Origin of the sequence: Roseibium sediminicola, assembly GCF_023156505.1 — a bacterium.
GTDB classification, from domain to species: domain Bacteria; phylum Pseudomonadota; class Alphaproteobacteria; order Rhizobiales; family Stappiaceae; genus Roseibium; species Roseibium sediminicola.
Genome location: NZ_JALNMJ010000050.1, coordinates 1 through 11,214 on the forward strand (window position 1 = coordinate 1; position 11,214 = coordinate 11,214).

Here is an 11,214-nt window from a genome sequence, read left to right on the forward strand (position 1 = left end):
GTAGCCGTAAATCATTGATCTGAAATAAAAAAGGACACTCCGAATGACCTCCGGAGCGCCTGGGCTCATCCCTGTGCCCGGTTCGATAAATGCTGTCTCGACGAGACCACACCAGCCTTTGAAAACCAGATGGCCGTGGTCCGTGATGTGTTTACCGGTCGCGGAACGTTCTGGTGCCGGTAAACCTCTTATATTTCCTTCATTTGTTGCTTTCTTGAAAAATACCAATCCCTCCTTCTCCGACCTTAAGACAATCAAAATCAATGACTGATCCGCGCAAGATACTATATTGCCCTACAACTATTGCGTTAGTCTCTTGTCTTGCAGGATTACTTAATACAACCGATATCTCCGCAACGGTCATCGAATGGGACTCCAAGGGCGATCCTGTCGTTCAGGAAGGTTCTTCGAACGCTCGCAGCAAAAAGTCAGCGCGAACCTCGACCAAAGAAATTCCGCAACCGCGAACTCCCACTCATTCTGCCGATCTTGAACGCGCCCTGAACCAGAAGGTGACACGGGAAGTCGCATTGAAGTTTTCCGGCGACGAAGGGGTTGTTGCAGCCGGACTGACGGCATTGGAGTTCATCGATCTTTTCGAAGCCCTTATTCAGAGAGAGTCCGCGTTCGATCACAACGCAGTCTCGGAAAAAGGCGCCCAGGGTTTAGGGCAACTCATGCCGGAAACGGCAAAGGACCTTCGCGTGAAGGATCCTTTTGACGCTTACGAGAACCTGAATGCATCCGCACGCTACTTCACGGCACTGCTGAAAGAATTCGGACAGGCCGATCTTGCCCTCGCAGCCTACAACGCCGGACCGAACCGGGTGAAAGAACTCGGCCGCGTTCCTCGGATTGAGGAAACGCAAAATTACGTCCGCGCTGTCCTGACGAATGCCGGACAGCCTGTCCCTGAAATGGTGGCCATAGAGCCGTCGGCCAGCAAAGACGCGACCCCTCAAGACGGTTCGGAACATCTCGAAACTCCGGTCAAGGCAATCGCCGGAGAACCACTCACAGGAGACATCTCGGTATGGGAATTTTGAATAACTTTGGCCGTTTGGCCGTTCTGTCTGCGTTTACCGCTCTCGTTTTGACCAATCCCGCGATGGCGCAGGATCTCTCGCCGGTGACCACCTTCTTCACGACCATCGGAACGGCACTAACCGGCACGCTCGGCCGGGCCATCGGCCTGGTCGCACTGTGCGCGATTGGCTTCCTGTTTATGACCGGGCGCATGAACTGGATGTTCGCAGGTTCAGTGGTCCTCGGCCTGGTTATTCTGTTTGGGTCGGCCACCATTCTCGCTGGCTTCTAAGGATTTTGCCTCCGGTTATGCGAGCACCATTGTTCAAAGGTCTTACGCGACCCGTAAGTTTCATGGGGCTACCGATGGCTTATGTCGCAACACTAATGATCATCGTTGTGGGTGGCTTCATTGCCACCCTTTCGATCATTTATCTCGTGATCAGCCTTGCCCTTGGATACGTCGCGTTGAGGCTGTTGGCCGCTTACGACCCGCATATTTTCAATGTGCTGATTGTGACTATCCGCGCGACGCCGATCAAAAAAAGTCAATTACAGGGAAAGGGGCTAACATATGGTCCGTGACCAGTCCCTTGCGGTCAGCAGCCTTTTGGATCCGGCGATAACAAAGACGGAATCCCTAGCCGCGCATCTGCCTTTCGTGTCCCTTTTGAACGACGAAACCATGATGTTGCGGGATGGCGACCTCATGACATCGTTTGCAGTTGACGGCTTGGCCGCGCAAACGATGAACGAAACCGACATCGATACGCTGGCACAGTCCGTATCGAACCTGATTGCTCAGCAATATGGCGACGTCGGCTTTTACGTTCACCGTATCTCCTCGAAGGTAAAACCGGAAATCAACCCGATTGCGGATACTGAGACCTTTGCCGGCGCGATCGATGCCCGGTGGCAAGAGCATCTTCGCTCGGCCGAGCTTCGTCATCGCACGACAGTCTTTACGCTCACGCTCAGGCCATCAAGGATCTCGGGTCTTTTCGACCGGTTGCGCGGTGCCGGTAAAAAAGGGAATGCCGAGCGGTTCGCCAGGCGCACACAGCGTCTAAACGACATTGCTTCCAGCTTCATTGAAATCGCACGGCCCGCCCGCCCCAGGCGGTTGACCGTTTCAAGCGGTGAATGGTTGGGGTTATTCCGGGCCGTTCTGACGGGAGATTTTGCGCCGTTAAAACCAAGTCGTGGCTATGTGCCGTTGAACGACCTCGTCGCAACAACGCCGATCCATTTCCAGAACGATGCTTTCACATTGTTCGGAACCCATTCGCAGACGACCAAAACCGGGACGATTCTAACGCTGAAGGATTATCCGGCAGAAACATATGCCGGCATCCTGGATCTCCTGGATTTGGGCATCGACATGTGTGTGACCAACTCGTTCACACCTCAAGATTCGGTGTCGGCCCAGGAAGACATCAGGCGCGTTATCCGGCAGATGAGCGTCGCCGACGACGCGGCAGTCTCGTTGCAATTGCAACTGAACGGGGCTCTTGACGATGTTGCATCAGGGCGCGTTGCCTTCGGGAAGCACCATTGCACGGTTGCGCTATACGCGGAAAATGATCGGCAGCTCGATGAGAACATCTCGATTGTAGACCGGATCTTGACCGGCTCTGGCGCCTCTGTCCTCCGCGAAAACTTCAGCGCCCGCCCGGCCTATTTTGCGCAAGTCCCAGGCAATTACAGCTATCGGACAAGGGCGTCCTCCATCAGCTCGTTGAACTTCGCACACTTGTCGGCATTGCACGGGTCAGCGAGGGGTTTGCCGAAAGACAAAACCTATTGGGGAGAGGCCATTACCATTCTCCCGACCGGAAACGGTGAGCCCTATAGATTCAATTTCCACTTGGCAGGTTCGCCCGATAGCGAGCCCGTTGTTGGACATTCTCTCGTCCTCGGCCGAACCGGGTCCGGTAAGACGCTTGGAACAGCGTTTCTGCTCTCCCAAGCCCTACGACTTTCCGCACGCCTGATCGTTTTCGACAAGGATCACGGCTTTGAAATGGCGATCCGGGCATTGGGCGGAAGCTACAATATTGTCCAGGTCGGCACGAACACGGGTTTCAATCCGTTTTCCTCCGAGGCAGACGAGCGCGGTAGTGCCTGGCTTGCAGACTGGTTGGAAAACTTGCTCAAGCCCAAAGATGGCGAATTGACCCCGATTCAGGTCGAGGCGCTCGGTCGTGCTTGCGCGGCCAACCGCGGCGCTGAAGAAAACCTTCAGACCTTGAGCCATTTCAGATCGCAGTTCCGCTCAACCAACGACAGTGGCGACCTTCATCAACGCTTGGGCCGTTGGGACAAGACCGGGCAATTCGGATGGTTGTTCAATGGCGAAGGCAAGGACAGCCTCACCTTCGAAAATGACATCACTGCGTTTGATGTCTCGGAGATTTTCGACAACCCGCAAACAAGAACGGCCTGGCTCTCATACGTCTTCCGTCGCATCGAGCGAACCGTCGAAGACAAACGGCCGACGCTCATTGTCCTGGACGAAGCTTGGAAGCTTCTGGACGATGACTATTTCCGCACCCGTCTTAAGGACTGGATGCTGACGATGCGGAAAAAGAACGTCGCGGTTGTGCTGTTGACCCAGCAAGCGTCTCACATCACGGAAAGCGCGGCCGGAAGTGCCATTTTGTCCGGTGTTGCAACCTTGCTGATTTACCCATCGAACAAGAGCACTCGCGAAGAGCTTGAACCTCTTCGTCTCACCGACAATGAGCTTGATTTTGCCGTCAGCTCGAATGTTGGCCATCGCCTCGCGCTCGTGCGCTCAGGCGATACCAGTTCCATCGTCGATATGAACCTTGGCCCCCTCGGACCTCTGATGAGCGTCCTGGGTGGAGGCAACGGCGAAGGAGCTCCTGCAGGGTGGCGTAACGATCCCGATTTTTGGAAGGGCTACAAATGACAAAGACAATATTGCTGCTCGTTGCGATCGCTCTGGGCTTATCGGGATGCGCCGGCATGCCCACGGAATACAAATCTCCCTGCGCCTGCGACTACAGGCCCCTCAACGCTCAAAGCGAAGGAATAGCTTGATGGTGAGAACAGTTAGAAAAGTCCTGTTGGCCGGCGTCGTATCCGTCGTCATGAGTGGAAGTGCATCCGCCAGCGGCATCCCCGTGATCGATGCCGCCAGCATTGCCCAGGCCATCACTCAGGTGGAGAACCAGGTCAAGGATTATGCCGAGCAGCTAAAGCAGCTCGCGACCATGAAAGAACAATTGCTCAACATGCAGGAGCAGTTGACGACACAGATTTCGCAGCTCACGGCGATGACCGGCGTCAAAGAGATCGCAGGCATTCTGAATTCGCAGGAACTCAAGGATTTGAGACAGTCTGCGGAGTCGCTGAACGGCATCATGTCGTCTGTCATGAGTGGCGGCGACATTGCAGGCCAGGCCACCGCGATCAAAGCCAAGGTTGACGAGCTGAAAAACAATTTCGGGTTCACCAACCTGAGTGCCCTCATGTCGTCGGAACACGCCATCGACAAGGCCGCAGCCCAGCTGGCGGGGGCGGGAGTCACTGCCGTTGCTACCGCAGAAGACGGCTTTACCAAAGCCGATGCCGCCGCGAAGCGGGTCACGGATCTCATCGACGGCATCGACAGCAGCACCCCGGACCTGAAGGCCTCGATTGACTACAACACCCGCGTCCAGGCCGAGGTGGCGGTCCTTCTTGTCGAGCTTCTGCGTGTTCAGTCCGCTAACGCCAATGCCGTTGGCATGTCCCAAGCGGCGACAGCCCGCGACGTCATTGCAGGCCGCAAATTCATCCTCGTTGGCGATAAAGAAGGGGAGTGATCGGCATGATGAAAACACTACTGATCGCGATATCTTTGATCGCCGTTTCCGGTGCCGCCCAGGCTGGCTCAAAAAAGTCGTTCGGATGCGGGTATCAGTCGTCTTTAGGTGGCGATGCGCACAAGGCATTCCTCAAGAAGAACGCCCAAAATGGAATGGCCGAGCAACTGCTAAATCACTTCACTGGCATATGGCAGTTTGAGGAGGAGAAACGCATTTGTGAAGCATACGAACGTGGTGAGCCTGCCGAGTTTGGTTGTCTGATCGACCGGCGCGACTACGACGCCATCCTTGCAAAGATGCCGAAGAACTACGGGTCTCTCAGCAAAGAAGACTTGCACAATTGGGTGCTGAATAGAAAACTGAGCCTTTCAGCGGAAGGCAACAGATATAGGGACATTGCATTTAACGCTTGCGTCAAAGCAGGAGTCTACAAAGGGAAATTGAGGGAGGTCAATTAATGGCCTCATTCATCACCGACACGCTCGACAGGATTGACTCGGCAATCGCGAGCTATGCGCAGTCGGTCTTTACTGGCGTATCTTCAGAGGTCAACACTGTCCTCGTCGCTGCCGGACTAGTTGGTCTCGCGTTAATTGCGGTCAACTCAATCCTCGCTTTTTCGACGGTCAGCATGCGCAGTTACATCACCTGGTCGGTGCGCTACATCATTGTGTTGGCTGTTGCGACCAGTTGGTCCCAGTTCCAGCCCATCTACGACATAATCACGGATGTACCACAGAACTACGGTGGAGCTTTGCTTTCAGCCGCAGGGGCCGGGGTGAGTGACAATGCCGGTCTGAACGCAGCCATGGATGACATGGTGACGTCGATCTTCAACTACTCCGACCAAATGAACGAAGAATCTGGTTGGCTCGGCATCAGCATTTCGGCAGTCCTGCTGATGGTTCTTGGGGCCATCATGGCCTTTATCGCTATCGCCATCTCCGCCATCGGCAAGATCGGCCTAGCGCTTTTTGTATCGATTGCACCGTTGGCCATTGGTGCGCTTGCATTTAACGGCACACGCCAACTCTTTGAATCCTGGTCTCGGGCGACAATCGGTGTTGCATTAATTCCGCTTGTCCTCGCCGGTATCATGGGGGCTGTCATTGGTGTCGGCCGTCAAATCATGAACACAACACCAACTGCAACCGAACTTTCAGACATTGCTGGTTTTGTGATCGTTTCCCTGGCTGCGATCTTCATGATGAAAAACGTTCCCTCCTACGCTACCGGCTTGGCCGGAAGCGTTGTTGCTGTTGGAACCGGCGTGGCTGATGCCATCAGAATGTCAAGGACTGCAGCCAGCGCTGCCGCATCACCTGTCACAGCCGCATATAGCGCCGCCGCCCGTATGGATGCCGGCAGGCAAGCTGCTGCCGGCGTTCAGGAACGGGGCGGCAGCCGGTCTGCCCAAATGGCGGCATTCATCACGCAAGCCTCACGCATGAGCCGAGACCGGCAGCGTTACTCCGACTTGTCTTATATGCGCGGCCCCTCCGGCAGTCCTTCGGTCAAACACCCGAAAAGCCCGAAAAACCCTCCAGAAAATTGAATAACAGGTCGCTCGGACAATGCTTCAAAAAACGCCCGCTGAAGTCGCTCATTCTTTCGAGGAAGAAGTCTTCTTTTCGCTTCGCCGGCAGAGGAATATCTGGGCGATTGTCGCCATTCTGTGCCTTATTTTGGCGATCTCCTGCATCGGCTTTGTCGCGATGCTTCTGCCCCTGAAAGAAGTGCAGCCATATCTCGTCATGGTCGACAGGACGACCGGCGAGGCGGAGCGCCTGGCCCGGGTCGAACCGCTGTCGCTGTCGGAACAAGAAGCTGTCATCCAGGCGGAACTCGTCCGTTATGTTACGGACCGGGAAACCTACGATGTCGCGGACAACGCCACGCGGATTCCCGATGTCTTGACCCGATCTAAGGACCAGGCCGCCGAAAGCCTTAGAACTCTCTGGAATTCTGGAAGCGAAGACTACCCGCCTGACATCTATGAGGACCGAAATCGCCTGAAGGTGACCATCGTCTCCATGTCACTTCTCGAATCCAACCAGGCCCAGGTTCGCTTTCGAAAAACGCTCGAGGAAAGCGGGATGCCTGACGTGGAACGGGATTTCGTAGCGACAGTTCGCTTCGTGTTCGAACCAAAGGTTGAGCGCAACCTGCAGGCCGTCTGGGCAAACCCTCTCGGCTTCAAGGTTTCCAATTACCGCGTAGACGCGGAAACACTCACCAACAGGGGCACACAATGACTTTTTTAAAGGCGATGGGCACGGCACTGTGCATTGCGACCCTTGCGACCTCGGCTATGGCTGAAACTATTCCTCAGTCTTTGCCGGCTGCGTCGCAGATCAAGCAATTTGTCTATAACGAATACACCGTCTACCGCTTGGACCTGCACACAAATTTCATCTCAACGGTTCAGTTTGGCCGCGGCGAGAACGTTCAGTCCATTCAGGTGGGCGACAGTGCGTCTTGGCAAATCATCCGCCTGAAGCGCGGCGACGTCATTTCCATCAAGCCGTTCAATTCGGACGCCATCACGAACATGACGATCTACACAGATCGTCGTGTTTATACCTTCGAGCTCCACTCACACGCTGGAAGCGGCAGGCGAACGGGCGGGTATAACTACCGCACAACATTCCAATATCCGACACCGGTGGTTGCACAGTTTTCGGACGCCAGCTCGCTGAGCAGCCGCAACTACGATTATAACCTTGCCGGAAGTGCCGACTTTGCCCCCACGTCTGTGTACGACGATGGCAAGCAAACCTATTTCGTCTTTGACAGCGCCCGGCGCCAGCCCGGCGTTTTTAAAGTGGGGCAAGGCGGACAGGAGTACACTGTCAACTCCAGGACCGCCGGCAGCACTCTCATTGTCGATGGTGTGAGCGATCGGTGGACCGTCCGGATCGGTGGAGAGGCCATCTGTGTTGCGTCTAGCACCGCTGCGGCGCGGTATGCAGGGTTCTAAGCCATGAGCGATGAAACCGAAGACAAGCTCGCCGCACGGCGGCAACGCATGGAAGGAGGCAGCTCCTCACGGAGCCCCTTCCTCATGGTCCTCTTTTTTATTGTCGTTGCGATCGGCGCGGCGATCCTGATTTTTCCGCAAGAACTAGGAAAAATTCTGGGTCTCTCGACATCTGTAAGCGAGACAATCCAGAAGACATCCCAGACCGACAATACCGGCCTGAACACTAATTTACGGCCACGCCAAGGTCTGGACACTAACCAGCGCCCAGAACCGGAAATCATCATTCGGCCGGTGGAACGCAGTGAACCGGAGATTCCGCCAGCGCCGGACAAGTCTGCCGAGCTGGAAAAACAGATCGAAGCCTTGCAAGCGCAAATCGAGGCGCTTTTGCAAAGGCCCGCTCCAGTCGTCAACTCGAACGCCGGCATTTCTCCCGAAGATTTGCAAGCGGCCTTGCGAGAACAGTCGCAGCGCGATCGTCAAGCCGCTGAAAGCCGCGAGGCCCTGTTGCGCGCCGAAATGGAAGCGAAACTTGCTGGCCTGAGAGTCCCGGTGCCAGCTACTCCCACAGGTCCGGACCTTGATGAAGAGGAACGTCTTCGGCGGCTCAAAGAACTGGAAGAGCGCAGGGCAGCACGTGAGGCTGAACTGCAAGAACGCCGTTTGAGCGACGGCAACATTTATGACGAGTCTGAAGAAGGATCCACATCCGGAGCCAGTGAGAGCGGCGCCGGCATTCAGGACATGTCATCGAACGAACGTTTTCTAAGTCAGAACGCGAACGCTGAGGTTAAAACCGCCAAAGCGCGCGACCTTGGTGATTTGTCTCGAATGATCGTCCAGGGAACGATCATCACCGCCGTTCTGGAGACGGCTGTAAACACCGAGCTGCCCGGATCGATGCGGGCAGTCGTATCCTCGCCGGTCTATTCGTATGACGGCATGGAAATCCTAATGCCGGCCGGCACCCGGTTGATTGGCACCTACAACAGCGACATTTCGATTGCCCAAAAGCGCGTTCTGATCGCTTGGACTCGTGCCATCACACCTGAAGGAAAATCGATCTCATTGGCTGCGACGGGTGTTGACCGGCTTGGCCACGGTGGTGTTGAGGGCAACGTCGATTCACGCTTTGTGCAACGCTTTGGAACTGCGGCTCTCATCACGACCATCGCCGCGATCCCGACCTTCATCGCCGCCGTTGCCACAGACGGAGATGCCCCGAGCGATCCCGCAACAACGCTCGCATCGGATGTCAGCGAGGACTTCGGTGATCAGACCGAAAGTGTTCTCGAGGAATATCTCAGTCTGCCTCCGATCATTCGGCTGCCCCAGGGCTATGAGGTCAAGGTGTTTGTCAATCAGGATCTCGTCTTCTGATGGATGCCGTTGCCTCCTATGTTGAAAGCAATCTGAAAGCGTTGAAGGGTCTGCTCACGGCGGAGGATGTCAACGAGATTGTCATCAATCCGGACGGGTTGATATTCGTGGAATATTCCGGCTCAACCTATATGGAGGCCACCACGGACTTCGCTCTGAGTGACGAAGATATCCGCGCCATTGGATATAACCTCGCTGGGGAGACCAAGAACACCCTCGGAGAAGCACAGCCTATTGTATCCGGCCGAGTTCACCTATTTGGGCACGATGTTCGGGTGCAGGTGGTAATTCCGCCAGCCATTGAGGCCGGTGTGAGCATTTCGATCCGGAAATTTGTGAGCCGCGTGCTCTCCGTTGACCAGATAGGTTTTGTGGCTGGCAAGCCCATCGACGTGAACAAGCAGCGTCACGACGAACAGGCGAATCTTCTTGAATTAGCCTCAGAAGGAAGACTGCCGGAGCTCCTGAAAGAAGCGATTGAAAACAAGCTCAACATCCTGATCTCCGGTGGTACATCATCCGGAAAAACGACGGTCGCGCGAGCTTTGCTCTCTCTGACGCATCCGGAAGAACGCATCATTACCATCGAGGACGCTGTTGAGCTGCGGCCGGAGAACACGAACAAAGTCTCGCTGGTCGCGGAAAGGGTTGCCGGAAGCAACCGCACAGCCGCAAGACTGCTCGAATCTTCCCTACGCATGCGTCCGGATCGTCTGATCCTGGGCGAGATTCGTGGCGCTGAAGCCTATAATTTCCTCGAGGCAATCAACACTGGTCATCCAGGATCCATTTCCACCATCCATGCGGATAGCCCTGCCCTGGCGCTGGAGCGCATGGCATTGATGGTGATGCAAACCGGCGTGCCTCTCACCAGACACGATGTCATCGAATACGCCAGCGCCACGATTGACATGATTATCCAGGTCGGCCGCCGAGATGGAAAACGGGGCGTGCTCGAAATTCATATGCCTCAACTCTCGAAACAATAAGGAATTCCTATGCGTCTGCTTCTCGCGATCCTGTTGCCCTGGCTGCAGTTCTTTACCATCGGCCGGCCATTCGCCGGTATCATCTGTCTGTTTTTGCAAATCACCCTGATCGGGTGGATTCCAGCGGCCCTGTGGTCGGTCTATGCCCTCAGCCAATACAAAACGGACAAGAAAATCGCCGCTGCTGTCGCCGCGCACCAGGACGCCAACCGGGTCTAATCTTGCGAAACTGCCGTTCGTTCCACGACGTGCGAAGGTAAGTAGGGGGCGGGGGCGGACATTCGCTGCGGTGGAAACGAATGACCAAAAGGGGCCGGAAGCGACGCTAGCGAGGCCGATCGGAAACGGCAGACCTGCCGCGCCGCCACATGGCTCCTTCGAGTCCATTCATGACGTCTGCAGCCACCCAACCGTTCCCGAACGTTAGGAGGGGAGCAGCCAGCGAAACGCTCGACCCAGAAATTCCTGTCCGTTCTGGGTGACCGGGGTGCCATGGGCCATCAGAACTTTTTCACAAGGCCAATCCAGAATGCGCTGGAGCGCCACCCGGGCGGCAGCACGGTCGGTGAACGCAAGCCGGAATTTTCGGGGAACCGAGGGTTCCCGTTCCACCATTAGATCGAGGCGGGCCACAATTCGGCGCCAGCCCTTGAACCAGGCTGGTGGAAACTGCTGCAACAGATCCGCGAAGATGGCGGTGCTGCTTGATCGGTGAAACAGGACAGCCTCCGAGGTGATCCGGTTACCCTGTACGACCACAACATCGATTTCCCCCGTCCAATCAGGCAGCTCGAAGTCACCTATCTCGCCGGCAATGGCGAGATCCGGGCGGTGTGCGCGTAGACCGGGTGGAGCAACGATTCCTGCTTCCGGATAGTTGTAAGCGTTGGCAGCACCCCACGTTGCCCGTCTTGATCCGGGTTGCGACTTGATACGCATCTCAATGTTGGGAGTGCGTTTCGCAATGTGTGCTACAAATTCGTTTCTCAAATCCCTTGGT

At 55.7% G+C, this 11,214-nt stretch carries 13 protein-coding genes and 1 pseudogene; 12 read left to right on the top strand and 2 right to left on the bottom strand.

The genetic code is table 11. The features are described from left to right. Positions 1–228, bottom strand: a 228-nt coding sequence (locus M0H32_RS29040) for a hypothetical protein (RefSeq protein ID WP_248160221.1), incomplete at its 3' end; no start/stop codon positions are given. Positions 229–263: 35 nt separating this feature from the next. On the opposite strand from M0H32_RS29040, the gene M0H32_RS29045 reads away from it, so the two are divergent. The 12 genes from M0H32_RS29045 (at position 264) to M0H32_RS29100 (ending at position 10,433) form a co-directional block, all read left to right on the top strand. Then, complete coding sequence (locus M0H32_RS29045) at positions 264–1,046, top strand: lytic transglycosylase domain-containing protein (protein WP_248160223.1); 783 nt, start codon at positions 264–266, stop codon at positions 1,044–1,046. Further along, positions 1,034–1,318 (top strand): TrbC/VirB2 family protein, encoded by a 285-nt coding sequence (locus tag M0H32_RS29050; protein ID WP_248160226.1) that lies wholly within the window; start codon positions 1,034–1,036, stop codon positions 1,316–1,318. The genes M0H32_RS29045 and M0H32_RS29050 overlap by 13 nt, the downstream gene beginning before the upstream one ends. Positions 1,319–1,335: 17 nt before the next feature. Next, positions 1,336–1,611: a VirB3 family type IV secretion system protein gene (locus M0H32_RS29055; protein WP_282449614.1), complete on the top strand. Its 276-nt coding sequence runs from the start codon at positions 1,336–1,338 to the stop codon at positions 1,609–1,611. After that, entirely contained in the window at positions 1,601–3,961 is a 2,361-nt protein-coding gene (locus M0H32_RS29060; RefSeq protein ID WP_248160229.1) for a VirB4 family type IV secretion/conjugal transfer ATPase, read from the top strand. Before M0H32_RS29055 ends, M0H32_RS29060 begins: the two co-directional genes overlap by 11 nt. 157 nt (positions 3,962–4,118) lie before the next feature. Further along, complete coding sequence (locus M0H32_RS29065) at positions 4,119–4,859, top strand: type IV secretion system protein (RefSeq protein WP_248160230.1); 741 nt, start codon at positions 4,119–4,121, stop codon at positions 4,857–4,859. A 5-nt stretch (positions 4,860–4,864) separates the two neighbouring features. Further along, positions 4,865–5,320 carry a hypothetical protein gene (locus M0H32_RS29070; RefSeq protein ID WP_248160231.1) on the top strand — a complete coding sequence of 152 codons (456 nt, stop codon included), beginning with the start codon at positions 4,865–4,867 and terminating at the stop codon, positions 5,318–5,320. Beyond that, positions 5,320–6,417, top strand: coding sequence for a TrbL/VirB6 family protein (locus M0H32_RS29075; RefSeq protein ID WP_248160232.1), 1,098 nt, complete (start codon positions 5,320–5,322; stop codon positions 6,415–6,417). The genes M0H32_RS29070 and M0H32_RS29075 overlap by 1 nt, the downstream gene beginning before the upstream one ends. 19 nt (positions 6,418–6,436) lie before the next feature. Continuing rightward, positions 6,437–7,117: a VirB8 family type IV secretion system protein gene (locus tag M0H32_RS29080; RefSeq protein WP_248160233.1), complete on the top strand. Its 681-nt coding sequence runs from the start codon at positions 6,437–6,439 to the stop codon at positions 7,115–7,117. Further along, positions 7,114–7,842 (top strand): TrbG/VirB9 family P-type conjugative transfer protein, encoded by a 729-nt coding sequence (locus M0H32_RS29085; protein ID WP_248160234.1) that lies wholly within the window; start codon positions 7,114–7,116, stop codon positions 7,840–7,842. The genes M0H32_RS29080 and M0H32_RS29085 overlap by 4 nt, the downstream gene beginning before the upstream one ends. Before the next feature lie 3 nt (positions 7,843–7,845). Beyond that, positions 7,846–9,225 (top strand): TraB/TrbI/VirB10 family type IV secretion system protein, encoded by a 1,380-nt coding sequence (locus M0H32_RS29090; protein ID WP_248160236.1) that lies wholly within the window; start codon positions 7,846–7,848, stop codon positions 9,223–9,225. Beyond that, on the top strand, positions 9,225–10,214 hold the full coding sequence (gene virB11 / locus M0H32_RS29095; RefSeq protein ID WP_248160238.1) for a P-type DNA transfer ATPase VirB11: 990 nt from the start codon (positions 9,225–9,227) through the stop codon (positions 10,212–10,214). The genes M0H32_RS29090 and virB11 overlap by 1 nt, the downstream gene beginning before the upstream one ends. A 9-nt stretch (positions 10,215–10,223) precedes the next feature. Continuing rightward, a complete protein-coding gene (locus M0H32_RS29100) occupies positions 10,224–10,433 on the top strand; it encodes a YqaE/Pmp3 family membrane protein (protein WP_248160240.1) in 210 nt (69 codons plus the stop codon). Positions 10,434–10,637: 204 nt separating this feature from the next. Here M0H32_RS29100 and M0H32_RS29105 read toward each other — a convergent pair. Beyond that, positions 10,638–11,214, bottom strand: a pseudogene (locus M0H32_RS29105) (hypothetical protein); the annotation flags it as partial.